The 26,580-nt window shown below is 62.4% G+C and carries 22 protein-coding genes; 10 read left to right on the top strand and 12 right to left on the bottom strand.

Features of this window, described 5'->3' with window-relative positions:
- The 4 genes from ABIE32_RS08690 to trxA form a co-directional block, all read right to left on the bottom strand.
- A complete protein-coding gene (locus ABIE32_RS08690) occupies positions 1-1,713 on the bottom strand; it encodes a hypothetical protein (protein WP_429015306.1) in 1,713 nt (570 codons plus the stop codon).
- A gap of 191 nt (positions 1,714-1,904) precedes the next feature.
- A complete protein-coding gene (locus ABIE32_RS08685) occupies positions 1,905-2,150 on the bottom strand; it encodes a type B 50S ribosomal protein L31 (RefSeq protein WP_224149636.1) in 246 nt (81 codons plus the stop codon).
- 139 nt (positions 2,151-2,289) lie between these two features.
- Positions 2,290-3,552, bottom strand: a complete 1,263-nt coding sequence (gene rho / locus ABIE32_RS08680) for a transcription termination factor Rho (RefSeq protein WP_224149635.1) — start codon at positions 3,550-3,552, stop codon at positions 2,290-2,292.
- A 322-nt stretch (positions 3,553-3,874) separates the two neighbouring features.
- On the bottom strand, positions 3,875-4,207 hold the full coding sequence (gene trxA, locus ABIE32_RS08675; protein WP_224149634.1) for a thioredoxin TrxA: 333 nt from the start codon (positions 4,205-4,207) through the stop codon (positions 3,875-3,877).
- 279 nt (positions 4,208-4,486) lie between these two features.
- Here trxA and ABIE32_RS08670 point away from each other — a divergent pair, with 279 nt between their 5' ends.
- From ABIE32_RS08670 to ABIE32_RS08655, 4 genes are all read left to right on the top strand, one after another.
- Complete coding sequence (locus tag ABIE32_RS08670) at positions 4,487-4,981, top strand: hypothetical protein (protein WP_429015305.1); 495 nt, start codon at positions 4,487-4,489, stop codon at positions 4,979-4,981.
- Positions 4,982-5,183: 202 nt separating this feature from the next.
- Positions 5,184-5,633, top strand: a complete 450-nt coding sequence (gene dut / locus ABIE32_RS08665; RefSeq protein WP_429015303.1) for a dUTP diphosphatase — start codon at positions 5,184-5,186, stop codon at positions 5,631-5,633.
- Between the two features lie 68 nt (positions 5,634-5,701).
- Positions 5,702-6,235 carry a glycine zipper 2TM domain-containing protein gene (locus tag ABIE32_RS08660; protein WP_224149631.1) on the top strand — a complete coding sequence of 178 codons (534 nt, stop codon included), beginning with the start codon at positions 5,702-5,704 and terminating at the stop codon, positions 6,233-6,235.
- 276 nt (positions 6,236-6,511) lie between these two features.
- A complete protein-coding gene (locus ABIE32_RS08655) occupies positions 6,512-7,270 on the top strand; it encodes a transporter substrate-binding domain-containing protein (protein WP_429015302.1) in 759 nt (252 codons plus the stop codon).
- 163 nt (positions 7,271-7,433) lie between these two features.
- On the opposite strand, the gene ABIE32_RS08650 is transcribed toward ABIE32_RS08655, so the two are convergent.
- Genes ABIE32_RS08650 through ABIE32_RS08635 form a run of 4 tightly spaced genes read right to left on the bottom strand, consistent with a single transcriptional unit; the run spans position 7,434 to position 12,902 of the window.
- Entirely contained in the window at positions 7,434-9,029 is a 1,596-nt protein-coding gene (locus ABIE32_RS08650) for a gamma-glutamyltransferase family protein (protein ID WP_429015300.1), read from the bottom strand.
- A 32-nt stretch (positions 9,030-9,061) separates the two neighbouring features.
- Positions 9,062-10,009, bottom strand: coding sequence for a MurR/RpiR family transcriptional regulator (locus tag ABIE32_RS08645; protein WP_429015298.1), 948 nt, complete (start codon positions 10,007-10,009; stop codon positions 9,062-9,064).
- Complete coding sequence (locus ABIE32_RS08640; protein WP_429015297.1) at positions 9,999-11,639, bottom strand: ABC transporter substrate-binding protein; 1,641 nt, start codon at positions 11,637-11,639, stop codon at positions 9,999-10,001. The genes ABIE32_RS08645 and ABIE32_RS08640 overlap by 11 nt, the downstream gene beginning before the upstream one ends.
- 48 nt (positions 11,640-11,687) lie before the next feature.
- The gene (locus tag ABIE32_RS08635; RefSeq protein ID WP_224149626.1) at positions 11,688-12,902 is read right to left on the bottom strand and encodes an amidohydrolase; all 1,215 of its coding nucleotides are present in this window, start codon (positions 12,900-12,902) and stop codon (positions 11,688-11,690) included.
- A 428-nt stretch (positions 12,903-13,330) separates the two neighbouring features.
- On the opposite strand from ABIE32_RS08635, the gene ABIE32_RS08630 reads away from it, so the two are divergent.
- The 5 genes from ABIE32_RS08630 (at position 13,331) to ABIE32_RS08610 (ending at position 20,048) form a co-directional block, all read left to right on the top strand.
- Entirely contained in the window at positions 13,331-15,634 is a 2,304-nt protein-coding gene (locus ABIE32_RS08630; RefSeq protein WP_429015295.1) for a TonB-dependent hemoglobin/transferrin/lactoferrin family receptor, read from the top strand.
- A gap of 63 nt (positions 15,635-15,697) precedes the next feature.
- Entirely contained in the window at positions 15,698-16,879 is a 1,182-nt protein-coding gene (locus tag ABIE32_RS08625) for a hemin-degrading factor (RefSeq protein ID WP_429015293.1), read from the top strand.
- 10 nt (positions 16,880-16,889) lie between these two features.
- Complete coding sequence (locus tag ABIE32_RS08620) at positions 16,890-17,888, top strand: heme/hemin ABC transporter substrate-binding protein (protein ID WP_429015291.1); 999 nt, start codon at positions 16,890-16,892, stop codon at positions 17,886-17,888.
- A gap of 203 nt (positions 17,889-18,091) precedes the next feature.
- On the top strand, positions 18,092-19,105 hold the full coding sequence (locus ABIE32_RS08615) for a FecCD family ABC transporter permease (RefSeq protein ID WP_429015416.1): 1,014 nt from the start codon (positions 18,092-18,094) through the stop codon (positions 19,103-19,105).
- 10 nt (positions 19,106-19,115) lie between these two features.
- Positions 19,116-20,048, top strand: coding sequence for an ATP-binding cassette domain-containing protein (locus ABIE32_RS08610; RefSeq protein ID WP_429015289.1), 933 nt, complete (start codon positions 19,116-19,118; stop codon positions 20,046-20,048).
- A gap of 59 nt (positions 20,049-20,107) precedes the next feature.
- Here the strand turns inward: ABIE32_RS08610 and ABIE32_RS08605 are convergent, their stop codons facing one another.
- Positions 20,108-20,560, bottom strand: a complete 453-nt coding sequence (locus tag ABIE32_RS08605) for a hypothetical protein (RefSeq protein WP_429015287.1) — start codon at positions 20,558-20,560, stop codon at positions 20,108-20,110.
- A gap of 128 nt (positions 20,561-20,688) precedes the next feature.
- On the bottom strand, positions 20,689-21,501 hold the full coding sequence (gene ppsR / locus ABIE32_RS08600) for a posphoenolpyruvate synthetase regulatory kinase/phosphorylase PpsR (RefSeq protein ID WP_224149620.1): 813 nt from the start codon (positions 21,499-21,501) through the stop codon (positions 20,689-20,691).
- Positions 21,502-21,806: 305 nt separating this feature from the next.
- Here ppsR and ppsA point away from each other — a divergent pair, with 305 nt between their 5' ends.
- Positions 21,807-24,200 carry a phosphoenolpyruvate synthase gene (gene ppsA, locus ABIE32_RS08595; RefSeq protein ID WP_429015285.1) on the top strand — a complete coding sequence of 798 codons (2,394 nt, stop codon included), beginning with the start codon at positions 21,807-21,809 and terminating at the stop codon, positions 24,198-24,200.
- 102 nt (positions 24,201-24,302) lie between these two features.
- Here ppsA and ABIE32_RS08590 read toward each other — a convergent pair whose 3' ends face one another.
- Together ABIE32_RS08590 and ABIE32_RS08585 are read right to left on the bottom strand one after the other, a co-directional pair.
- Entirely contained in the window at positions 24,303-25,655 is a 1,353-nt protein-coding gene (locus tag ABIE32_RS08590; protein WP_429015283.1) for a heavy metal sensor histidine kinase, read from the bottom strand.
- Positions 25,652-26,341: a heavy metal response regulator transcription factor gene (locus tag ABIE32_RS08585; RefSeq protein WP_395027532.1), complete on the bottom strand. Its 690-nt coding sequence runs from the start codon at positions 26,339-26,341 to the stop codon at positions 25,652-25,654. Before ABIE32_RS08585 ends, ABIE32_RS08590 begins: the two co-directional genes overlap by 4 nt.
- Between the last annotated feature and the right edge of the window lie 239 nt (positions 26,342-26,580).

Here is a 26,580-nt window from a genome sequence, read left to right as displayed (position 1 = left end):
CTAATCCTGCTTGCGCTGGTAAATAACAATTTCAGCGTTTTTGTCCGTGGGGCGCGGAACGACCGCGTATGGCTCCCAGTCTTCATCGATGCCATGGCTGTGTGCGGATCTGGCCCCTTCGATGGGCAGCGCCAGCCAGCGGCAGGTATTGGCGGTATCCGTGTGCATTGGAGTCAGTTGCCAGCCGCCTTGTGCTTGCAGTGCAACGATCTGAGCACGGCCCAGGTTTCCGATGGCGACGCAGCCGGCCTGCGACGGAGTGGGTAGTACCTTGGCCAATGCCTCGACCTGCGCCGTGTAGCTGCGGCCATAGTCCAGCATGGGCAGCCAGATGCTCATCAGCAGTATCCAACTGAGCACCGTGCCGCCTGCGGGCAGCACCAGGCTGCGCCAGATCTCCGGGCGGTTGCGCCTGGCGCGCCAGAACACCAGGCCACACCACGCCAGGCTGGCCAGCAAGGCCACGAGGAAAAGCGGCAGCGAGAAATTGGCTACGAAGCCTGGCGCAATACGGGCCACATTGGCGGCTGGCTTGGCCGGTACACCGGTGTAGACGGCCAGCCAGATGACCCAGATGGTGATGGCTGCGGCACTGAAGAAGAGCAAGGTGAACCAGTCAATCAATGCAGCCATCGCGCGGCGGAATGTAGGCAGTGCAAACGCCGCCAAGGCAGCAAATGCGGGCAGACCCAACAGCAGTGCGCGGTCACCTGGATTGGTGGTGACGGTATTGATCAGGGCCAAAGCACCCAGCAGTATCGGCAGCCACAGGTGGCGATGCACAAAGCGCCAGTCTGCAATCTGGCGGCGCCAGATCCACAGCGACCACAGCGCCAGGGGCCATGCAGGCCATACAAACCAGACCAGCAACTCCAGCAGGGACTGGAACTGGCGGAATTCCTGCGCAGGCAGAATGCGCCACTGCCATTGGTGCAGATAGACTGCCAGCAGCAAGGCCAGCACGCTCATCACCGCGAAAGCAATGGAGGCCTGCAGGCTCTTGTTGCGCTGTGCGGTATTGACGGGGGTGAGTGCAAGGATCAGGGCAGCGCCCAGGCCCATCAATACGCTGTAGGTGGGGGCGCCACTGAGCGCCAGGATCAGAAGCCCGATTCCTCCTACAGTGAGGGGAAGTGCAAACCGGTTGGGGATGCAGGCTGCAGCAAAAAAGACAAAGCAGACACCTGTGAGCTGCACCACATAGCTGCTGGCTTCATGGGATGGCTGCGCCAGGCCCAGGCATGCAATGAGGGCCAGCAGGCCGCCATCAGCCATGGCGCGCGCATAGTCGATCTCCGACGCCTCACCACCGAACGCAAAGGCCACGGGGCCGGCACCTGGGCTGCGGGCCAGGTAGTACACGGCATACCAGGTCGCCATCAAGGCCAGCCACAGCAGGGCTGCAAAGGGCAGGCGGCTTGCCATGTCTGCGGGGATCATGCTGCCAAAGGCCTGGATGGCCCAGGCGCCCAGCCAATAGGGCAGCAGGCCCTCGGCGTCCGGATTCAGGCCCAGGATGGAAGGTGCCAGCCAGGATGTCTTGCCTTGTGCCAGCTCCAGCGAGTAACCGTAGGTGGTGATATCCAGCGCTTTCCAGGGTGCCCGGCCAAAAAAGCCTGGCACGACGTATGCCAGGCACAGCAACAGCAGCAGCGCCCTGGGGAGGGGGCGCACGGCAGCCTGAGGAACAATCGCTGGGGTTGGAAAATTCACCGTAAGAGACCGAATGGAGCAAACAAGCAAAGATAGCAGAGCGCGCGAGCGAAATCTAGGAGGTTTGCGGTTGCCTCAGAAAGATTCCAGGTATGCGACCTGCAAACAAAAAAGGCAGTACGTCATCCGCACTGCCTTTGCTTTGCCAGAAAACCGTGGCCCCGAAGGCCACAGCAGAGGCAAACCGCAAATTACTTCTTGCCGAAACGGTTGCGGAACTTCTCCACGCGGCCGCCCATGTTGTCCACCGACTTTTGGGTGCCGGTGTAGAAGGGGTGCGACTCCGACGAGGTATCCAGCTTGAACAGAGGATATTCCTTGCCTTCGAAGGTTTCGTTTTCCTTGGTGTTCACACACGAACGGGTCACGAACTTGAAACCGTTGGACAGGTCCACGAACAATACTTCGCGGTACTCTGGGTGAATGCCTTCTTTCATGATCTTTCCTTTGGTCAAGTGCGGGAGCCGTGCCAAGCCGGATACAACCTCTGTACCGCAATAAGCTGAGCGTACTTTCCGCAATAAAAGCCCTCCATTATTGCATAAACGAAGGGTGTGTGGCAAATCGGTGTGCTGTTTAGCCGCCCCGGCGCATCATGTCGAAGAATTCGGTGTTGTTCTTCGTGGCCTTCATGCTCTTGATGACCATTTCCATGGATTCGATTTCGTCCATGTTGTACATGAACTGGCGCAGGATGCGGGTCTTTTGCAGGATTTCCGGCGACAGCAGCAACTCTTCGCGGCGTGTGCCACTCTTATTGAGCTCAATGGCCGGGAACACGCGCTTTTCGTAGAGGCGGCGGTTCAGGTGCAGTTCGCTGTTGCCAGTGCCCTTGAATTCTTCAAAGATCACTTCGTCCATGCGGCTGCCGGTGTCGACCAGCGCGGTGGCGATGATGGTGAGCGAGCCGCCTTCTTCCACATTGCGCGCGGCACCGAAGAAGCGCTTGGGGCGCTGCAGTGCGTTGGAGTCCACACCACCCGACAGCACCTTGCCCGACGAAGGCACGACGTTGTTGTAGGCGCGGGCCAGACGCGTGATGGAGTCGAGCAGGATGACGACGTCCTTGCCCATTTCCACCAGGCGCTTGGCGCGTTCGATCACCATTTCGGCCACGTGTACGTGACGGGCCGCAGGCTCATCGAAGGTGGATGCGATGATTTCGCCCTTGACCGAGCGCTGCATCTCGGTCACTTCTTCCGGACGCTCGTCCACCAGCAGCACCATCATGTGCACATCCGGATAGTTGGCGGTGATGGCGTGGGCGATGCTTTGCATCATCATCGTCTTGCCGCTCTTGGGCGGGGCAACGATCAGCGCGCGCTGGCCACGGCCAATGGGGGCGATGATGTCGATCAGGCGGCCGGTGATGTTTTCCTCGGCCTTGATGTCGCGCTCCAGGCGCATCTGTTCCTTGGGGAACAGGGGCGTCAGGTTCTCGAACATCATCTTGTGCTTGTTCTGCTCGGGGGGCAGGCCGTTGACCTTGTCGAGCTTGGTCAGTGCAAAGTAGCGTTCGCCATCCTTGGGCGTGCGTACTTCACCTTCAATCATGTCACCCGTGTGCAGGTTGAAGCGACGGACCTGGCTGGGGGAGATGTAGATATCGTCGGTGCTGGCAGTGAAGCTCGTGTCGAGGCTGCGCAAAAAGCCGAATCCATCGGGCAGGATTTCCAGAACGCCGTCGGCAAACACCTGTTCACCGGCCTTGGCCCGCTTTTTGATAATCGCAAACATCAATTCCTGTTTGCGCATGCGGCCGGTATTTTCAATCTCAAGCTCGTCTGCCAGCTTGAGGACTTCAGACACATGCAGTGCCTTGAGCTCATTTAAGTGCATGAATGGACTCCAGAACGGAGTAACTGTTAGATGGAGGGGGAATGCAGAGCCGGTGCAACAAGCGGGAAACCGCCAAGCCGGAGATCAGATGTGATCTATTCTTAGAAAGGGAGATCGATGATCTGGACCCGTATTATAAACAGGGTGTAGGAAAACACCCCTTTTAAATGATCAACTATATGTATCTTTGGGGTGAAAAGTGCTGATCTTGCCCCTCAAGAGGTCAGCGTTTGTGCCCGATTTCGTAAAAAAGCGCGGCTTGCAGGCCGCGCTTTGGTTTTTTGAGGCATGGTGCCTCTCGGGTGCATCCGAGGGCGCAATATCAGGCGAGTTGCTCGTCCAAGAACGCCGTCAGCTGGGATTTGTTGAGCGCGCCCACCTTGGTGGCTGCCAGTTGGCCATTCTTGAACAGCATCAGCGTAGGAATACCACGAATGCCGAACTTGGCGGAGATGGTGCGGTTTTCGTCCACATTTACCTTGGCGATCTGCAGTTTTTCCTTGTAGCTGACCGATACCTCTTCGAGCACTGGAGCAATCATCTTGCAGGGGCCGCACCATTCGGCCCAGAAATCCACCAGAACATTGGTGTTCGGCTGCAGTACATCTGCTTCAAAATTGGCTTCGTTGGTATGCTTGATCAGGGAGTCCGACATGGCAGGTTCCTTGTTAAATTTCAAATGTCGTGGAGGTTCAGCGACCGCCGTGTTCAAAGTTGGGGCCATTGTGACAGAAAGCAAGCCCATGCGCTGTACGCGCCATGGGTCGTCAGTACCGTCAGCATGGATGCTGTTCTTGCACGCCAGAGGCGTGCTGCCATGCATATCGATGCATACTATGGTCGACTTTGAAACTATCAATCACTGAGCCATTGCAGCGCAGAAAAGCTGTAGCGGTGCTCGGTGTTCCAGACAGGCAGGAGAGGTGTGCCATCCATGGCCAAGCATGATTTTGCAACGGACAGCATTTATCAGACTCCGCCGGGCGGCGATTTTGTCCGCTATGTGGAAAGACTGTTGGCGCGGCAGTCGCTGGGCCATGCGCACCAGACAGCTTCGCAGATGGTCATGACGTCGACGAGCACCTCTGCCAAGGCCTCGAAGCGCCAGGCGAAGGCTTCCGTATCTGCCGCTTCCTCTGCTGCGACGCACAAAACCTCGGCGTCGAATGCTGCAGACGCCTTGCTTGAGCGCATTCGCCAATTGGAGTCCAGGCGCCAAGGCGGCAGCGCGCAGGCCGACAGGGCAGGAGATGTGTTTTCTCCTGCTGCGCCGGCGGCTACCGGCAAGCAGGCTGATGGTCAGCAGACAAATATTTTCAAGCTCATCGGCTGGGTCGTCATGGCCGTGATCGGTGTCGCGTTTCCGCCATTGGGGTTGGTGATGCTGGTCGGGGTCATCAAAAAGGCGATGGACAATGCAAAGAAGTGAAAAGTAGCGCGAAGCTCTTTGCAAATCCGATCTCGCAGTTACATCTGCAGGCTGCAAACCCGCGAGCATCGTTACAAATCCATGAATTTTTGCTGCTCCCTCCGGTTTTCCGCGACCGGCCAGGTGCACCTGGGCCCGGTCCTTGCGTTAAGGTGGAGTGGGCTGTGCTAGCCTCGCCCATCCCGAGAAACAAAACCAAACCATGATTGTTGATATCAAAATTCTGGACCCCCGCATGCAGGATCAGTTGCCGCAGTACGCAACGCCCGGCAGTGCGGGCCTGGATCTGCGTGCCTGTCTCGACGAGCCTTTGAACCTGGCGCCCAATGCCTGGCAACTGGTTCCCACGGGACTGGCCATCCATTTGCGCGATCCTGGCTATGCGGCCATGATCCTGCCGCGCTCCGGCTTGGGCCACAAGCACGGCATTGTGCTGGGCAATCTGGTCGGGCTGATCGACAGCGATTACCAGGGCCAGTTGATGGTGAGCGCCTGGAACCGCAGCGACACGGCCTTCGTTCTGCAGCCCATGGAGCGCCTTGCCCAGATGGTGATCGTTCCGGTGCTCCAGGCGCAGTTCAATGTGGTGCAGGAATTTGGTGAAGTCTCCGAGCGCGGCACGGGCGGCTACGGATCGACGGGAACCAAGTAGGCACAGTTCAAACGCCGTACGGTGGCAATACGCTGCAGTGTTAGGCACGAATGCTAAAGGAGAGAGCAATGGCTCAACGCAATATTGGCTGGCGCACCGCGCTGGCGCGCAAAGCGGGCAAACTGGCCGTGGTGGCGGCCAGCGCATCGGTGCTGGCAGCTTGTGTCCAGGCGCCGCCTCGCTATGACAACCGGTATCCGCAAGGCGGCTATCCCCAGCAGGGCAACTATCCGCAGCAGCAGCCCCAGCAAGGCGGCTACGGCGTGGAGTACGGCTCAGTCAGCCGCATCGAAGAGCTGCGCGGCCAGTCCAGCAGCACATCGGGTGTGGGCGTCATCCTGGGTGCCGTCATTGGTGGTGTGTTGGGCAACCAGATTGGTGGCGGCTTTGGCCGCGCTGCTGCCACCGCTGCAGGCGCCGGTGCAGGCGCGCTGGCGGGCAATGCGATTGAGCAGAACGGCAACCGCAACCAGACGCGTGGCTATCGCATCGTGATCAATCTGCAAAACGGTGGGCAGCGCGTTTTTGATGTGCCGCATCCAGGCGATCTGCGTCCGGGCGACCGCGTGCAGATCAACCAGGGCCAGATATCGCGTTACTGACCGTGACCGCACCCGTGCTTCCTGGGTGAAGCACTGATGGGCATCTGCGCCGCACAGGATCACAATGGTCTCGGCGTGTGACAAACAGCGTGTACACAGCAATGGGTACACGCTGTTCTCTTTTCATGGGCAGGTCTTGCCAGCATGGAATGCGCTTTCCTCGAAAGGGGCTACTGCAGTTGCGCGGTAGGCTGTAGACGGGCCACGCTGTATATGTGGCGAATGAAGACCTAGGAGCAAGAATTGCAAAGCAATAGATCAAAATTGATAGCTGCCATGCTCAGCGCGGCAGGCGTAGTGACTATATTTTCCTCTGCCTCGGTGCATGCGGGACCGCGCCTGGATGCCATCATGCAGGCCAAGGTGCTACGGGTGGGTACGCCCGGCGATTACCGCCCCTTTGCAATGAAGGCCGATGGCAAATATGCGGGCCATGACATCGAAGTGATCGAGGCCATGGCCAAGGAGATGGGCGTCAAGGTGCAGTATGTGGATACGACCTGGCCCAAGCTCATGGCGGACCTGCAGGAAAACAAGTTTGATGTGGCTGTGGGCGGCATCACCCGCAATGTGGCACGCATCAGCAAGGTGCAGATGCTGCCGGGCTACGCGCCGTTTGGCAAGGTGGCTCTGGTGCGGGCAGCTGACAAGGACAAGTTCACCACGCCCGAGGCGCTGAACCAGGCCAGTGTGCGCGTCATCAAGAATCCGGGCGGCACCAACGAGGCCTATGTGCTGCAGAACATGCAGAACGCGCAGATTGCTACCCACGACAAGAATGCCGAGATTCCCGCGCTGATTGCCGAAGGCAAGGGCGACGTGATGATCACCGAGACCTACGAAGCGCTGCATTACAGCAAGGCCGATCCGCGCTTGCATGCCGCGTATCTGGATAAGCCCTTGACTCCCGTCAATCAACTGGGCTTCATGCTGCCCGCCGATGACGCTGATTACAGCCGTGTGATGCAATTTACCTGGGATGTTCTGGCGCTGCGGGGTGTGTTGCAGCAGGAATCGCAAAAGTGGCTCAAATAAGCCGCTCTTGAGCTGGCGCCTGCCCTGGGCGTAAACCCACCTGTTTTGCTGCAGGTGGGTTTTTTGTTGGTGCCCGTATTTCATATTGATAAATCAGCCTCCAGCGCTTGATGCATCTGCGCCTTTACTCCTGATTCAATAGCAAAATCAACGGCCCGACGGGCTAGCGAGCTGCTGCGTGGCCATCGCGGCGGCCGTCCGATGCCGCGCCATAGCCGCCGTGGGGCAGGCGCCAGATCACCTGACCTGCGCCAAACTCCATGGTCGGGTCAGTCACCGGCAGCAACGGATGCCCCAGCGCCTGCAGGCCATTGCGCAGCCCGGGCGGAAAACCAGGCTCGGTGTAGATGCCCTTGCCGGGCTCGATGCGCCAGCGGGGTGCGTCGAGTGCCGCCTGGGGGTTCTGGCCATGGCGCAGCATGCGGGTGAGCACCTGTACATGGGCTTGCGGCTGAATGGGACCACCCATCACGCCAAAGGCCATCAAGGGCTGCCCGCCTTGTGTGACAAAGCCGGGAATGATGGTGTGAAACGGCTGTTTGCGCGGCCCCACCCGGTTGGGGTGGCCCGCCTGGAGGCTGAAGCCTGCCCCCCGGTTCTGTAGCGCCACGCCTGTGCCCGTGGGCACCACGCCACTGCCAAAGCCATCGTAGTTGGACTGGATCAGCGACACCATGCGGCCTTGCCGATCTGCGGTGCAGAGGTATACCGTGCCATGTCCGCCCAGGCCCGATGCAGGGTGCTGCGCGCGCTGCGGATCAATCAGGGCGGCGCGCTGGCGCAGGTAGGCGTCAGAGAGCCAGTCGTGCGGCGGAATGCACATGCTGGCAGGATCGCCCAGGTGAGGGTACAGGTCGGCAAGCGCGAGCTTGGTGGCTTCAATCTGCCAGTGCACGCCAGCAGCGCTGTCTACTTCGGCGGGCAGCTCGTGGTCGCGGACGTTCAGCATCCCCAGGGCCTGCAACGCGGCAATGCCCTGGCCATTGGGCGGCAATTCATGCAGCCAGCAATCGCCCCACACCCGCTGGGCCAGCGGCTGTACCCATTGGGGCCGGTAGTCGCGCAGATCGCTGACCTGCCAGGCGCTGCCGTGCTGCTGTGCATGGGCCAGCAGGCGCTGCGCGGTTTCGCCTTCGTAGAACTCATCGGCGCCGTGCGTGGCCAGGCGCGCCAGCGTGTCTGCCAGCGCTAGGTTGGTGAACCGCTCGCCAGCTTGGGGCGCGCGTCCGCCGGGCAGAAAGGTCTCGGCAAAGCCGGGCTGGTTGTGCAGGCGGGGGACATGCAGGCCCCATTTGCTGGCCACGCCTTGCGGCACGATGAAGCCGGAGCGTGCGTAGTGCTCGGCGTATTCAAGCAGGCTGGCCCAGGGTTGTGAGCCAAAGCGCTGGTGCAAGGCCTGCCAGCCGCGCAACTGGCCAGGAATGGTCACGCTGTCCCAGCCTTCATACGGCATGCGCTCGCACCCGGCAAAGCGCTCGGGCGTCCAGCCTTGCGGCGCCCAGCCCGATGCATTGAGCCCGTGCAGCTGCGCTCCATCCCAGACCAGTGCGAAAAGATCGCCTCCGAGGCCGTTGTTGGTGGGCTCCACCACGGTCAGTGCCATGGCGGCGGCCAGCGCGGCATCGATGGCATTGCCACCCTGCGCAAACTGTGCCATTGCGGCCGATACTGCCAGGGGCTGGGAAGTGGCTGCCACGTCGTCACCATACACGGGCTGGCGGGTGCTGGCATAGGGCAGCTCGGATGAGAACGTGATCATGGGCAGGGCAGAGGCGGGCGAAGTGGAAGGTTTCAGAGGGTCTTGCGTGCCGCACGGGCGCGCGGGCCGGTGTCCACATGGAACGTATCGGCCAGCTGCGCACGCTGGCGCATGTCTTCCGCGCTCCAGGGGCTGCTGGCAGCCAGCACGGTGCAAAGCCCTTCAAGCAGACCCAGTACGCCCATGGCTGATGCAGGCAGCATGGGGTGCTGGGCCGGGGCCAGCAATATCTGCTGCGTGTACGCGGCAATGGGGGCGTCCGGGCGGTCAGTGATGGCGATGATGGGAATCTGCCGTGCGTGCGCCAGGGCGCACAGCTCCAGCGTCTGGCTGGAATAGCGAGGCAGCGAGATGGCCAGCAGCAGATCGTCCTGCCCCAGCGACATCAGCTTGCGCTGCGTTTCGCTGGGGCCTCCGGCTTGGGGAAGGCACTCCACATCTGGGCGAAAAAGGCTGGCGTAGCTGGCAAAGTACCCCGCGATATAGGCACTCACATCGCTGCCCAGCACCGCAATGCGGCGGGCTTTGGCAATGTGGTGCCCCATGGCGTCGGTGGCTGCAGGGTCGAGCAGGGCAGCTGCAGTCTGCGCCTGCGCGGCGCCGTTGTGCAGGGTGGATTGCAGGCGCCGGTGGGCGGTGCTGGGCATGTTGCGCTGCTGCTGCAGCTTGTCGAGCGGTGCCATGCCCGGCTGCAGCAGTTGCTGCCAGTGGTTGCGGAAACTGCTGTAACTGCCGTAGCCCAGGGCGCTGGCAAAGCGGTTCATGGTGGCCACCGAGACTGTGCATTCGGCGGCCATGGCATCGATACTCAGGGTGGCAGCTTCAAAAGGATGCGCAAGCAGGTAGTCTGCAACCTGTCTCTGGCTGCTCGTCAGGCTGCCGTAGTGCACGCGGATGCGGTCAGGCGCATCCTGTGCCTGCGGCGTATAGGCGGGAGGAACGGTCGGGTCGTTGGCAGGCTGCTGGCGTTTAGCGCACATGGATATAGCGAAGCGGTTGGCTGTTATCCGGCTGTTGTACCACGTCGATGTTCCGTTTGACGCCCCAGGCCAGATTCTGGTTGTGCAGTGGCAGAACTGGAATGTCGTCCTGCACGATCTGCCAGGCCGCCTTCATCAGGCCCTGGCGTTTGGCAGGATCGATCTCCACGCCAATGTCGTGCGTCAGCGCATCGAGCTTGGGGTTGGCGTACCCGCCCAGGTTGAAGCGGCCGCGCCCGTCGTTGGCGGGCGTGTTCAGCAGGGCCCACAGCGTGTTCTGCGCGTCGTTGCTGGCGGGCTGCCAGCCCAGCAGAAAGGCCGAAACATCGCGCTTGAAGGCCCGTGGCAGGTACAGCGCCTTGGTTTCTGCATACAAGGTGGTCTTGATGCCCGCCCGCGTCCACATGGCGGTGACGGACTGGCAGATGGCCTGGTCGTTCACATAGCGGTCGGTAGGACAGTGCAGGCCCAGCTCGAAACCGTTGGGGTAGCCCGCCTCTGCCAGCAGTTTTCTGGCGGCTGCGGGGTCGTAGGGCAGGCGCTTGTCCAGCGATGCCTCGTAGCCACGCACGCCGGGCGCAACGATGATGCCCGCAGGCTGGGCCGCGCCGCGCATGATCTTGCTGCGGATGGTTTCGATATCGATGGCCTGGTAGAGCGCCTGGCGCACGCGAATATCCTTGAGCGGGTTCTTGCCCTTGATGTTGCTGTAGAGCAGCTCATCGCGGCCCACGTCCAGCCCCAGGTACATGGTGCGCAATTCGGGCTTTTGCAGCACCTGCAGGTTGGCGCTTGACTGGATGCGCTGAATGTCCTGCAGCGGCACGGGCTCCATCAGGTCGACCTCTCCCGAGACCAGGGCCGCAACCCGCGTTGCGTTGTTGGCGATCGGCGTGAAAACCACTTCGGTCAGGTTGTGCTCCTTCTGGCCCCACCAGCCGTCAAAGGGTTCGAGCACCGTGCGCACGCCCGGCTGGCGCTGCTTGAGCTGGAACGGGCCGGTGCCGTTGGCGTTCAGGCTGGCATGGTTTTCCGTGCCCTTGCGCACATCGGCGGGAACACCGGCATTGTTCTTCTCGGCCCAGTTCTTGCCCATCACCAGCCAGCCCGACAGCAGGTCGGGCAGGATGGGCATGGGCTGCGCCGTCTCCATCTCGACCGTGTAGGCGTCGATCTTGCGCATGGCCTTGATCGGCGCCACGTACAGCTTGGTGTCCGACGATTCCGACTGCGTGCGCTGGTAGCTGAAGATCACATCGTCGGCCGTGAACGCCGAGCCGTCATGGAACTTCACGCCCTGGCGCAGCTTGAAGCGCCAGATGGTGGGCGAAGTCGCCTCCCAGGCGGTGGCCAGCATCGGCGTCAGCGCAAAATTGCGGTCACGCCCAATCAGCGGCTCGTAGATGTTGCCCAGAAAGGACAGCTGGAACGATTCCTGCAGCGAATGCGGATCCATCGACATCGGGTCGCCCTGGTTGGCGAGTCGCAAGGTGTGGGCATTGGCAGTCAGGCTCAGCAGCGCGGCTGCTGCAATGGCCAGCGCGTTTGCCTTGGCAAGCAACCGGGAGGGGCAGGGGGCATGGCGCGTTGCGATCGGGGAGTTGGGGGTGGCGGGGCGGTGGGTCAGCATGGCTTTGTCTCCTGGATTTTTATCTTGCTTGGATGCCTGTCCGGCTGCTCAGCGGTTGGTGTGAAGCGGCAGTGCATCCAGTGCCAGGCTGGCCAGCAGCGCTGCACCCAGTGGCAGGATTTCGTCGTTGAAATCGTAGTTGGGGTTGTGCAGAGTGCGGCCCTGTTCTGCACCGCCCTGGCCCACACGCAGGTAGGCGCCGGGTCGCGCTTCCAGCATGCACGAGAAGTCTTCGGACGCCGTCGACGGCATGGGCTTGGTGATCACATGCTCTGCACCCACCAGCCTGGCGGCGACCTGGGCGGCAAAGGCCGCCTCGCGCTCGGTGCTGACGGTGGGCGGGAACAGGCGCGAATACTCCAGCTCGGCGCGCGCGCCATGGGCGGCTGCGGTCTGCTCTGCGATTTCTGCTATGCGGCGCTCGATCAGATCCTGCACCGATTTGGAGAAGGTGCGCACGGTACCGCCGATTTCGACAAAATCCGGAATCACGTTGCGTGCCTCCATGTCGCCACCACGGATGGCGCAAATGCTGAGCACGGCATTTTCCATGGGCGGCACATTGCGCGGCACGATGTGGTGCAGTGCCGAGATCACGTGGCTGGCCGCCACCACCGGGTCGGCTGCCAGGTGCGGGTGGGCGCCATGGCCTCCTTTGCCGATGATGCGCAGGGTGAACATGTCTGCCGACGACAGGCAGGCGCCGGGCGCCACCGCCACGGTACCCACGGGTAGCACGGGCGAGTTGTGCAGCGCATAGATCTCGTCGCAGGGAAAGCGTTCGAACAGCCCGTCGGCCAGCATGGCCTGCGCGCCGCCCCGGCCTTCCTCCGCGGGCTGGAAGATCAGGTGGATGGTGCCGTTGAACTGGCGGTTTCTGGCCAGAAAGCGCGCAGTTCCCAGCAGCATGGCGGTATGGCCGTCGTGGCCGCAGGCGTGCATCACGCCAGGGTTTTGCGATGCATGGCCAAAACGGTTGAGTTCGCACAGGGCAAGCGCATCCATGTCGGCGCGCAAGCCAACGCCACGGCCGCTGTCAGTGCGCTCGCCCTCGATGACTGCCACGATGCCGGTGCGGCCCACGCCACGGGTAAACGGAATGCCGAGCAGGCCCAGTTCCATGGCAATGCGGTCAGCGGTGCGGTTTTCCTCAAAGCCCATCTCGGGCCAGCGATGGAAATCCTGGCGCAGTTGCGTCAGATGGGCGTGTTCGCCGGGCTGGCGCAAGGCTTCGAGGACGGGATTGGCGAGAGGATTTGGCATGGCGTCTCCGGTGGGTGTGTAATTTAATTTTCAATTAATACATAAAAATATATTTTTAGAAAACTTTCTTTCTAATTGTTTTCACCAAGGGGACACCTGCGCTGTTTGTGCTTGGCTTGCAGGTGGGCAGAGATGGGGGCAGGGGCGTTGCCGGGCCGGCCTTCGTCACGTTTTCAGGCGAACAGGGCGAGCGCCTGGCACCAAAAGAGGCGTTGCCTCACAAGACCCGCCATTTCGACATGTTTTCAATTTGATTTAAATGAGAACTATTCGCATATAATTTGTGCAACTGCCAGCCTCGGACCAGCGCGGATTGACCGCGCCCTGCAACGCTTTGTGCTCACGCGTCCCAGCCAGCTTCCCTGTTCAACCTCTGTTGTCTGAAAGCTCGGTCCGTGGCTGCTTCACCTCTTTTCGGCATGCGCTGCATGCCTTCGTCCGAATCCTGCGCGTTTGCAGGTAACCAGTCCGGCAAGGTGCTGGTGTTGCAACCGCTGGCGCTGGCCGCATTGCTGTGTGCCGCGCAAGCGGCCGGAGCCCAAACCTCGCCGGACACCTCCGCCACGACCACGGTTGCCGCCGCCAACCCGGCCGTTGTTCAGCTTGCTGCAGCCGATGGCCCCGTGCTCAAGGAAATGGTGATCAGTGGATCGCGCCACGAGCAGGACCCTGACGAGTTGCCGATGAGCATTGATGTACTCAATGCTCAGCAGATGGAGGAGCAGCAGGTGCGCGACATCCGGGATGTGGCGCGAGACATGCCCAACGTGTCCGTCAAGCGCAGCCCGGCGCGTTTTACGCTGGCATCGGGCAGTACCGGGCGCGATCAGAATGCGGGCTTCAACATCCGTGGCCTGGATGGCAACCGGGTGCTGATGATGGTGGACGGCATCCGCTTGCCGCGCAGCTATGTGTTCAGCGCCAACGCCTTCGGGCGCGATTATCTGGATGTGGGCCTGGTGCAGCGCGTGGAGGTGGTGCGTGGCGCCACTTCGGCGCTGTACGGCTCGGACGGCATGGCGGGCCTGGTCAACTTCATCACGACCGATCCGTCCAACCTGCTCAAGGACGGCAAGACCTTTGGCGGCCGTGCAAGCATTGGCTATGACAGCGAAAACACCGGCAAAACCCTGGGCCTGACGGTGGCTGGCAAGCCCAGCGATTCCCTGGAATGGCTGCTGGGCGTCAACCTGGGGCGCAGCCGCGAGCTCAAGAACATGGGTGACATCGACACCATCGACAGCCGCCGCACCCTGCCCAATCCGCAGCATGACAAGGATGCCTCCCTGCTCGGCAAGGTGGTGCTGCGCCCGACTGCCGACCAGAAGCACACCTTCACGGTCGAGCATGTCGACAAAAAGGTGGATTACCAGCTCTACACGGCACGCACTGCGCCGCCGGCCACGGCCTCCACTGCTGTGATCGATTCGGAATCCACCACCGACATGAAACGTACGCGCGGCACCTGGGCGGGCGAGTGGCGCAATTTTGATGCTCCGGTGCTGGACGATGTAAAGGCATCGCTGAGCTACCAGAACGCCGATTCGCGCGAGTTCATCTACGAAGACCGCCTCACTGCTGCAGACCGCACGCGCGATGTGACCTACCAGGAAAAGACCTTCCAGGCCAACGTGCAGGCGCGCAAGCTCATCAAGAGCGGCAGCAGCATGGCGCAGCAGTTCACCTACGGCCTGGACTATGTGCGCACCGATGTAGAAAACCTGCAGACCGGCGTGACGCCGCCCGTGGGCGAGACCTTTCCGCTCAAGCGCTTTCCCGACACCACCGAGTCGAGCTGGGCGCTGTACGGGCAGGACGAGATCAGCTTTGGCAACTGGACGATCACGCCGGGGCTGCGCTACGACCATTTCCGCATCAAGGCCGACCAGGCGGGCTTCAACGCGCAGGCGGTGTCGCTGTCGGGCAATGCCACATCGCCCAAGCTGGGCGTGATGTACCAGGTGAATTCCGACTGGCGTGTGTTTGGCAACTACGCCAAGGGCTTCCGCGCGCCCAATGCGGGGCAGGTCAACGCGTTTTTCGAGAACCCGGTCGGCAACTACAAGACCATTCCCAACCCCAATCTGAAGCCTGAGACGAGCCAGAACCTCGAGGTGGGCGTACGGGGTCGGCTTGCCAATGTCTCGCTCGATGTGGCCGCGTTCACCGGCCGGTACAAGGACTTCATCGACGACCTCGTGCAGGTGGGTGGTACGGGTGCACCAAACGATCCACTCATCTTCCAGTCCGTCAACCGCGGCAAGGTCAATATCAGCGGGCTGGAGGTCAAGGGCCGTGCCGACTGGGGGCGCTATGCGGGCATCGGCTGGAGCACGCCTTTCGCATGGGGCCGTACCCAGGGGCATGACACCACCAGCGGCGAGCCGCTTTCGTCCATCGATCCTCAGCGCCTCACCCTGGGTCTGCGCGCCGATGCCGCCCAGTGGACAGCACAGCTGGGCCTGAACTACTCCCAGGGCAAGAAGGCCAAGGACACCGTCAATCCTTCGGGCGGCACCCAGTTCCTGAACCCGTCGGCCACCGTGGTGGACCTGACTGCGCAATGGCGCATCCGCAAGGATTTGCGCCTGAACGTCGGTCTCTACAACCTGACCGACAAGAAGGTCTGGCGCTGGTCGGACGTGAGGGGTCTTGCCTCCAATCTGGCGGTGATCGATGCATACACCCAGCCCGGACGGTCCGCCAAGATCACCCTGGTGGCAGAGTTTTAAGCCAAATGAGCCGACGGCGCTTTCGTAATAAGCGCCACTAGCTATTGAAAAAGGAGCATTCCGATGATCACCACGAAAACCAAACCTGCCGCCTTGACCAGCGACCGCGCCGCGCAGGTCCGCGAGGCCTATGCCGTGCAACGTGCCAAGGGCCTGCGCGCCAAGGATGCGGCAGAGGCCGCTGGCAGCAGTGAAGGCGAGGCCATTGCAGCGCATGCCGTGCAACTGCTGGCCGCAGATGCCCGCGAGACCAGCACGCTGCAGGTGCAGCCGCTGCAGGCCCCGCAGGGCGGATGGATCGAGGTGCTCAAGGCACTGGAGCCCTGTGGACCCGTGATGGCGCTGACACGCAATGCCAGTACCGTGCATGAGAAGACCGGTATCTACACCCAGCTCAGCGCCAGTGGCGAGCCGGGCATGCAGGTGGGGCTGGCGGTGGGGGAGGACATTGACCTGCGCCTCTTCTTTGCCGGTTGGCACGCAGCCTACGCGGTGCAGGAGGCGTCTGCCCACGGCGGCAGCACCGTGCTGCGCAGCCTGCAGTTCTACAACCGCGCGGGCCGTGCTGTGCATAAGGTGTTTGCCCGTGAGGCGACCGACCTGGCCGCCTGGGGCGCGCTGGTGGCGCGCTTTGCCTGCGCAGCGGATGTGGATGTGGCCGCTTTGCCCGGCTTTGACGCCCCTACGCCACGCAAGCCCGTGAGCGTGCCGCCTGACAGCAGCGTGGATGTACCGGCGTTGCAAGCGGCCTGGGCTGCCATGCAGGATACGCACGAGTTCTTCAGCGTCATCAAGAATGCAGGCGCCGAGCGGCAGCAGTCCTTCCGCCTGGTGCAGGAGCGCTTTGCCTGGCCGCTGGCCAAGGACAGCGTGACCCAGCTCCTGAACGAGGCCAGTTTTGCAGGCACGCCCATCATGGTGTTCGTCAGCAGCGGCGGTTGCATCCAGATCCACAGCGGCCCGGTGCAGCGCGTGGAACCCATGACAACGCCGACTGCCGAATGGATCAATGTGCTCGACACAGGCTTCAACCTGCACATGCGCACCGACATGATTGCCAATGTCTGGCTCGTGGAAAAGCCCACCAGCGATGGCACCGTGACATCGGTGGAAGTATTTGACGCCTATGGCGATCTGATGGCCATGTTCTTTGGCGCACGCAAGCCCGGCAAGCCCGAACTGGCCCCCTGGCGTGCGCTGGCAACCAGCCTGCCACGCCTGGACGCCCAGGCGGTTGCGGCGTAAGGAGGCGGCCATGGATGATTTCTCTCGCGCGGGCCAGCGCAGCAACGGCCCCCATGCCAACCGCCGCGCGTGGCTGCTGGCCGCTGGCGGCGCAGCCCTGATGCCCTTTGGCACCCTGGCGCTTGCCCAGTCTGCGCCAGCAGCTTCTAAAAATGTAGCAAATGCAGTGGATGGCGGCGCCAAGGCGGCGCTGCAGCCCTATGTAGGCGTTGAGCCGCCTGCGGCAACGCGCCTTATCAGCCTGAGTGGTGCGTTGACCGAGATCGTTTACCAGCTGGGCGCGCAGTCCCTGCTGGTGGGCAGCGATACCACCAGCAACTACCCCGAAGCTGCCAACCGCATGCCCAAGGTGGGCTATGTGCGCCAGTTGGCCGCCGAAGGCGTGCTGTCGCTCAAGCCCGATGTGGTGATCGGCACCACCGAAGCGGGCCCTCCCGTGGTGCTGCAGCAGATCGCCCAGACCCGCGTGGCCATTGCCCTGGTGCAGTCGGACCACAGTTGGGATGAGGTACTGCGCAAGATCCGGCTGGTGGGGCAGGCCACTGGCAGACAGGCGCAGGCCGCGCAAATGGCCCAGGATTTGCAGAAGGAGTGGGACGCGGTGCAGGCCCTGGTACGTACCACGGTGGCAGCGAACCGTTTGCCGCGCGCCCTGTTTGTGCTGTCGCACAGCGGAACGCCACAGGTGGCGGGCCAGGGCACAGCGGGCGATGCGCTGCTGCGCATGGGTGGGGCCAGCAATGTCATGCAAGGCTTTGGCGGTTACCGGCCGCTGACGGCAGAAGCCATGGCGCAGGCTGCGCCCCAGGTGATCGTGACGACTACACAGGGCGTGGAGGCGGTGGGCGGAGAGGCCAAGTTCTGGGCGCGCCCGGAACTTGCGCTGACTCCCGCCTACAGGAACAAGGCCTTGATCGCCCTGGAAGCCAGCCAGCTGCTCGGCTTTGGCCCGCGCCTGCCACTGGCGGTACGTACCCTGCACCAGGGTTTGCAGGCCGTGCAGGCATGAGCGATGCCGTGACTGCAACTGGCGCCGCGGGCTCGCGCCTGGCGCCGGGTACCGAGCGCCCGTCTCCATTGCAATCTGCCGGTTCGGCGCGTGCCGGGCGGCAGGGTGTATCAAGCAATGCTTCAATTTTAATAGCGTCTGGCGTCCAACCCAGGCGCCAGAAGGGCGTTTTTCGACTGAAAAAGGCCCACACCATCGGCCTGATGGCTTTATTGGTGCTGGCCGCCTTCGTATTTGCGGCCGGGCAGGGGGCTTTTGCCATCGACGCAGCCCGGCTTCCCGCCATTGCCTGGAGCGCGCTGCAGCACTGGTGGCAGGGCGGCACGGGCGCAGGCAGTACCGAGCAACAGGTGTTCGCCGCCATTCGCGCGCCGCGTCTGGTGCTGGGCCTGGCCGCTGGCGCCGGCCTGGGTCTGGCGGGCGCCTTGATGCAGGGGCTGTTTCGCAACCCGCTGGCCGACCCGGGCCTGATCGGGGTGAGCAGCGGTGCTGCGCTGGCGGCTGCGGCGCTAATTGTGATGGGCGCGCTGTGGTTTCCCTCGGTGCCACGCAGCCTGGGCAGCTGGCCGCTGATGCTGTGCGCCTTCACGGGTGGTCTTGTGACCACGGGCCTGATCTACAGCCTGGCGCAGGCAGGTGGCGGCACCCGCATCGGTGTCATGCTGCTTGCAGGTGTGGCCATCAATGCGCTGGCCATGGCGGGCCTGGGCTTGCTCAGTTTTCTGTCGACCGACGAGCAACTGCGCAACCTGCAACTGTGGTTGATGGGTAGCCTGGGTGGCGCGCGCTGGCCGGTGGCCATCGTGGCGTGCGCCGTGGTGGCTGCCAGTGCCTTGGTGGCGCAGCGCCTGGCGCAGCCCCTCAACGCCATTGCGCTGGGCGAGGCGCAGGCCAGCCTGATGGGCGTGGCGGTGGAGCGCACCAAGCGCCTGGCCGTCATCGTGGCGGCGCTGGTGGTGGGCTGCATCACGGCAGCGTGCGGCATGATTGGTTTCATTGGCCTGGTGGCGCCGCACTGGGTGCGGTTGATCGCCGGGCCGGATCACCGCGTAGTGCTGCCCGCATCTGCCTTGCTGGGCGCGGCCATGGTGGTGTTTGCCGATGCGTTTGCGCGCACAGTGGTTGCTCCGGCTGAACTGCCGCTGGGCGTGCTGACGGCGCTGGTCGGGGTTCCGCTGTTCCTCGCCATGCTGCGCCAGTTCCGGCGGCAACTGTAGGGAGGAGTGCATGTTCAAACCATTCGAGGTTTTCAGGGAATCCAGCACGCAGGTGCCCGACCATGAAGCGCAGATAGCTATCAACAAAGTAGCAAAAATGGTGGCGCAGGACTCTTGTGGCAGTCCGTCTGTCCAGGACAGTGGCTGGCAGCTGGATCGGCTGGAAGTTGGCGTGCCCGGTGGCGATGTGCTGGTGCGCCTGCATGCCCACATTGCGCCCGGCAGGCTCACGGCCATTGTGGGGCCTAACGGCGCTGGCAAATCCAGCCTGCTGGCCACCTTGACGGGCCGGTGGGCGCCCCATGCGGGCCGCGTTCTGCTCGATGGCCTGCCACTCTCCAGGTGGTCGGCTGCCGATCTGGCCCGGCGCCGCGCCATGATGGTGCAGGACGGCTCGGTGGCCTTTGACTTTACCGTGCAGGAAGTCGTGGAACTGGGCCGCTATGCCCACCGCCTGCAACCCAGTCGCAACGAGGCCGCCATTGTTGGCGACGCCATGGCTGCCACGCAGATGGAGGCCTTTGCAGGCCGCAGCGTGCGCAGCCTCTCAGGCGGGGAGCGTGCACGCGCACATCTGGCGCGCGCACTGGCACAGGTGTGGGAGCCGCCTGCTGGCGGTCAGGCGCGCTGGCTTCTGCTCGATGAACCGACCGCCGCCATGGACCTGGCCTGGCAGCACCGCTCCATGGACCTGCTGCAGCACTGGGCGCAGGTGCGAGGCGTGGGCGTGGTCGTCGTTGTGCACGATATGAACCTGGCGCTGCGCTATGCGGATGACGCGCTGCTGGTGCACGGCGGTGGCTGCCTGCACGGCCCGGTGGCCGAGGTGCTCTCGCCGCAGACCATGCGCGACGTGTGGGGGGTGGGCTGCTTTGCCACTATCGCGCCGGACGGAACGCAGCAGTACCTGTTTGCAGGCGCGGGCGCACGCGTTGGCGGGTAGGCGACTTCTATTGTTTTTATAGCGGTTGGCGCTTTACAGCCGTGCGCCAAGCTGCATTTTCATTCCAGGGGGCTGTCGTCTGCCGTGCAGGCGCGCTGGAGCGATGTGGCTTCATAGTCCAGCGTTTGTTTCATCGCGCCACCCAGCAACTGGGCATTGATGTGCAGGCGAAAGTCTGCGCCTGTGTTCACCTGGTAGGCCTGGGCGGTCAGCATCTTGCCGCAGGCCACCGTCCATTCCTTGCGGTTCTTGCCCACCAGCTTGCTGTCCTTGATGCGGCACTGGCTGAAATGCTGCGACAGGATCATGTCGGGGTACAGAAAACCCTCCTTGTCCACCAGCTCCGGCCCGATACAGCGGTCTTTGGTGCGCGGAGGCTTGGCCGCCTTGTTGCCGACGGCGGATTTGGTTTCGGTGACGGAAAAGGCGCCGGGCTGGGCGGCCTGCGCGGCCCCGCACAGCAGCAGGACGCTGGCGCAGCAGCCGGCAAGGTGGAAACGCAATGAATGCATGATCGAGGGCTGTTTGACGTGTAAAGAATTCCATCCGTTATAGCAAGCCGGGCCTGGCATGGCGTATAGCCGGTGTAAAGCTGTGTGACGGAATGCGCGGGCCCCGGATGCGGCGATGGCCGCGGCGCTCAATCCTCGTCCTTGAGCTCCTGCAGCACCACCGCCGCAATCTCCTCAATGGATTTGTGTGTGGTGGACAGCCACTGGATGCCGGCGCGGCGCATCATCGATTCGGCTTCGGCCACTTCCATGCGGCAGTTCTGCAGGCTGGCGTACTTCGACTCGGGGCGGCGCTCGTTGCGGATCTGGCTGAGGCGCTCGGGGGCAATCGTGAGGCCGAAGATCTTCTTCTTGTACGGCAGCAGGGCGGGCGGTAGCTGCTGGCGGTCAAAATCTTCGGGGATCAACGGGTAATTGGCCACTTTCAGGCCGAACTGCATGGCCAGGTACAGGCTGGTAGGGGTCTTGCCGCTGCGGCTCACGCCCACCAGGATCACATCTGCGCCAGCCAGGTCGTGGTTGGTCTGCCCGTCGTCGTGCGCCAGGCTGAAATTGATCGCCTCCATGCGCTCGAAATACTCCTTGCTTTCGCTGATGTCGGTGAACCGGCCGATGCGGTGGTGCGATTTGGCACCCAGCTCGTCTTCCAGCGGCTGCACAAAGGTGGAGAACATGTCCATCACCAGGCCTTTGCAGTGGTCGTGCACCACCTGCACGGTGTCCGGCTCGACCAGGGTGGTGAAGACGATGGGCTTCTTGCCCTCCTGCTCGGCGGTGTGGTTGATCTGGCGCACCGCCTGGTGGGCCTTGTCCACGGTATCGACAAAGGGCAGGCGCACGGCGCGCGTGGTGATGTCGAACTGCTTCATGATGGCGCGGCCAAAGGTCTCGGCTGTCACGCCGGTGCCATCAGAGATAAAGAAAATCGTGCGTTGGTGCATAGCGACTGCGTGTTTTCAAGCGATAGGAAACTATTTTTGTAGCAGGCAGCGGCCCGTCTGCTGCGCCTTCGTCATTCTTGACCCTGGTGTTAACCAAGTCACAAGCAAAACGGCAGCGGCACGCCTACAATGACGCCCATTATTCACATTTCCCGCATGTACTCCGGCCTACCAGTACAAATACAAAGCCAGACGCCCGCGCCAGCCATGGCCCGGATGGAGTACCTGCGTGCGTGCCACCGCCTGATCTGCGGCCGTGGACGCCTCTGCCAGATATCACAGTTTTTAACTTCCGGAGCTCCACCATGTCCAACCTCTACAGCGCGACCGCCCTGGTCGTACCGTTTGAGAACCTGAGAATGACCGACGTCGAGGTCGTAGGCGGCAAGAACGCCTCGCTCGGCGAAATGATCTCGCAACTGCCGCAAGGCGTGCGCGTACCCACCGGCTTTGCCACCACGGCCTACGGGTTCCGCGAGTTCCTGGCCTATGAAGGCCTGGCTGGCAAGATCAGCGCCAAACTGGCGGCGCTGGATGTGGACGATGTGCGCGCACTTGCGCAAGTGGGTGCGGAAATTCGCGCCATGGTCGAGCGCCAGCCTTTCCCTGCCGATCTGGAAAAAGCCATCCGCGAGGCCTTTGTGACCCTGCAGGCAGGCAATGACCAGGCATCATTTGCCGTGCGTTCCTCGGCCACGGCAGAAGACCTGCCCGACGCGTCGTTCGCCGGCCAGCAGGAAACCTTCCTCAATGTGGTGGGCATCGACGATGTGCTGCACAAGATGAAGGAAGTGTTCGCGTCGCTGTACAACGACCGTGCCATCAGCTACCGCGTGCACAAGGGCTTTGCCCACGATGTGGTGGCGCTGTCCGCCGGTGTCCAGCGCATGGTACGTTCGGACAAGGGTGCCGCAGGCGTCATGTTCACCATCGATACCGAATCGGGTTTTGACCAGGTGGTTTTCATCACCTCCAGCTATGGCCTGGGCGAGACGGTGGTGCAGGGCGCCGTCAATCCCGACGAGTTCTACGTGCACAAGCCCATGCTGCAGGCAGGCAAGCAGGCGCTCATCCGCCGCAACCTGGGCAGCAAGCTGATCCAGATGGTGTTTGCCACGCCGGAAGAGAAGGCTGCTTCGGGCAAGCTGGTCAAGACCACCGATGTGCCTGCCGAGCTGCGCAACCGCTACTCGCTGACCGATGCTGAAGTGCAGGAGTTGGCGCAGTACGCCCTGGTGATCGAAAAGCACTATGCCCGCCCGATGGATATCGAGTGGGGCAAGGACGGCACCGACGGCAAGCTCTACATCCTGCAGGCCCGCCCCGAGACGGTGAAGAGCCAATCCAAGGGCCAGGCGGAGCAGCGCTACAAGCTCAAGGGCAGCGGCACCGTGCTGGCCGAAGGCCGCGCCATTGGCCAGAAGATCGGCACCGGCCCCGTGCGCCTGGTGTCCGACATCTCGCAGATGGACCAGGTGCAGGCCGGTGATGTGCTGGTGACCGACATGACCGATCCGAACTGGGAGCCGGTGATGAAGAAGGCGGCGGCCATCGTCACCAACCGTGGCGGCCGTACCTGCCACGCGGCCATCATTGCGCGCGAGTTGGGCATTCCTGCCGTGGTCGGCTGCGGCAACGCCACCGAGCTGCTCAAGGACGGCACCCTGGTGACTGTCAGCTGCGCCGAAGGTGACACCGGCAAGATCTACGATGGTCTGCTCGAAACCGAGGTGACAGAGGTCAAGCGTGGCGAAATGCCGCCGATCAAAACCAAGATCATGATGAACGTGGGCAACCCCCAGCTGGCATTCGATTTTGCCCAACTGCCCAATGAAGGCGTGGGTCTGGCCCGTCTGGAATTCATCATCAACAACAACATCGGCGTGCACCCCAAGGCGATCCTGGATTACCCAGCGGTCGATGCCGATCTGAAGAAGGCGGTCGAATCGGTGGCCCGTGGCCATGCATCGCCCCGCGCTTTCTACGTGGACAAGATCACCGAAGGCGTGGCCACCATTGCGGCAGCGTTCTATCCCAAGCCCGTCATCGTGCGCATGTCCGACTTCAAGTCGAACGAGTACCGCAAGCTGATCGGCGGCAGCCGCTACGAGCCCGATGAAGAAAACCCGATGCTGGGCTTCCGTGGTGCTGCACGCTACATCTCGAAGGACTTCGGCGAAGCCTTCAAGATGGAGTGCGAGGCCTTGAAGCGCGTGCGCAACGACATGGGCCTGACCAATGTGAAGATCATGATTCCGTTCGTGCGCACCCTGCTGCAGGCCAAGCGCGTGACCGAGCTGCTGGCCGCCAACGGCCTGCAGCGCGGCGACAACGGGCTGGAGCTGATCATGATGTGCGAAGTGCCATCCAACGCCATCCTGGCAGATGAGTTCCTGGAATACTTCGATGGTTTCTCCATTGGATCGAACGACCTGACCCAGCTCACCCTGGGCCTGGACCGTGACTCCGGCCTGGAACTGCTGGCTGCCGATTTTGACGAGCGTGACCCCGCCGTCAAGAAGATGCTGGAGCGCGCCATCACCGCCTGCCGTGCGCAGAACAAGTATGTGGGTATCTGCGGGCAGGGCCCGTCGGACCATCCCGACTTTGCGCAGTGGCTGGCAGACCAGGGCATTGCCTCGATCTCGCTCAACCCCGACAGCGTGATCGATACCTGGCAGCGCCTGGCTGCCAAGTAAGCGACCCGGCCCTGTGCCGCACAATCGAAAGATCGAAAGCCAGTCAGTTGCCTGACTGGTTTTTTTTGTTGCCGCTGCGGGGCCGGGGTTGCAAGTGTATTGCTAGCTGGCAGGGAGAATGATGCCAATCCGGGTGCTGCCTTCGTCGGACTCGGCAAACACCGAGCCGCCATGCATCTTGGCAATGGCCTGAACAATGGCCAGCCCCAGGCCATGGTTGTGGTCGGCATTGTGGCGCGATGCATCTGCGCGGTAAAAGCGCTCGAACAGGTGGCGAAGGTGTGTGGCGTCGATACCCGTGCCCTCATTGCACACGATGATCACCGTCTCCTGGTGATCGGCTTGCTGCCGGTTGCGAAGCTGTATCACGACCACCGAGCCTGCGCGTGCATAGCGGGTTGCATTGCTGAGCAGGTTGGAGAGGGCGCGGCGTATCAGGGGGGCATCGATGGGCGCGCTTGCATCTCCATCGATTTCGATCCGCAAGTTGGCATCCAGCGCCACCGCCTCGTAGAAATCGGCCACCTCAGAAGCAACGGGCCCCAGGCGTGCGTATTTCTTCTCCCGCGCGCCGGCGCCCCGGTCGGCTCTGGATAGGAAAAGCATGTCTCCCACAATGCTGGCGATGCGGCGCAGGTCCTCCAGATTGGACTCCAGCACCTCCCGCATTTCCTCCACAGAGCGGGGCTTGCGCAGCACCACTTCGGAGCTGCTGATCAAGGTGGCAAGCGGTGTGTTCAGCTCATGCGCCACATCGGCGTTGAAGGATTCGAGCTGGCGGTAGGCATCGGCCAGCCGGTCGAGCAAGGCGTTGAATTGCGTCACCAGCGGGTGCAACTCCTGCGGCAAGGCACTGCCATCCAGGCGTTTCTCGAAATCCTTGGCAGTGATCTCGCCGATCTGGGTCACGAGCGCCTTGATCGGGTGCAGGCTTTTTTTCACCAGCAACCGGCCGAACACGGACAATATGAGCGAGCCAGCCACCATGGAGGCCAAGAGCGTCCAGGCCAGCGACCGGAGCAGTGCATCATCGGGCCGCCGGTCCATCACCAGGGTAGCATTTGCACTCAGCAGCTGTTCGGCCTGCTCCGAATAGAAGGACACCCTGAACGACCGCTCGATCGCGTGGTGCGCTGGAAAGGACGCAGTGCGGCTGTCGAAAAGGGTGTTTCCGGCATCGTCCCTGATGTAGACCGCATAGTCTCCATGTCCCGCCAGAAAATCCGTGAGCATGTGCTGCAGCGACTTGGTTCGGTGCTCTTGCAGGTCATCGGCGAGTACATGGGTGAGCGAGGCCTGCTTCTGGTCCAGCATCTCCTGCTGCCGCAGGGACAGCGTATGGTCAAAGGCCAGATAGACCGCCAGACTGACCGCACCCAGCCCCAGCATGGTGAGTATGGCCAGCCAGCGGAAAAGGTATTTTCCAAGGTGGGGGACGGTGGCTGCAGCGCTCATCCGGCGGCCCTGACCTCCAGCACATAGCCCATGCCGCGCACCGTCTGGATCAGTGGGGTGTCGAACGGATGGTCCACTTTCATGCGCAGGCGGCGCACGGCGACCTCCACCACATTGGTTTCGCTGTCGAAGTTCATGTCCCACACCTGCGATGCCAGCTCCGTGCGGGAGAGCACCTCGCCCTTGCGGCGAAGCAGCAGGGCCAGCAGGTTGAATTCCTTGGCCGTGAGGTCCAGCCGGGTGCCAGCGCGCGTCGCCTTGCGGCGGATCAGATCCAGTTCCAGATCGCCTTCACTGAGGATGGTGGGCTCCGGTGACTGCTGGTGCATGCAGGTTCTGCGCAGCAGTACCTGAATGCGTGCCACCAATTCGGAAAACGCAAAGGGCTTGACCATATAGTCATCGGCGCCACTTTGCAGGCCCCGCACCCGGTCTTCCACATCGGAGCGGGCGGTGAGCATCAGAACCGGGGTGGCTTTCGACTGCCGCAGCGCGGCGAGCACGGCAAACCCGTCAATACCGGGCAGCATGCCATCCAGAACGATGAGGTCGTATTCCAGCTCCATCGCCATGTGGAGGCCATCCACACCATTGATTGCGGTATCGACCGTATAGCCTTCCTCGGAGAGGCCCTTGCGCAGGTACTCCCCCAGCTTCGCTTCGTCTTCAATCAAAAGCAATCTCATGCAGCAGATTGTCTGGCATTTGCAACAGAAATGCAGATTACAAATTTGTAATCTGCCTGACGGCTTCGTGTCGCCGTCGAATTCATAGAGTGCCTGCAAGCGCGCATTGACCCTCGTCGACGTAGTGCACGTCACAGTGCGCCCGTCTGGGATTGCATGGCGAATGCATGAGACCGTCTGGGCGTCCGAGCGGCACTTTGGTGCAGGCGGGACGCGCAAGTGCAGGGCGTGTGTGCGCG

Origin of the sequence: Comamonas sp. 4034, from assembly GCF_050434545.1 — a bacterium.
Taxonomy (GTDB): domain Bacteria; phylum Pseudomonadota; class Gammaproteobacteria; order Burkholderiales; family Burkholderiaceae_C; genus Comamonas; species Comamonas odontotermitis.
The sequence above is the reverse complement of the archived record's forward strand: the minus strand, read 5'-3'. Positions and strand labels throughout refer to the sequence as shown.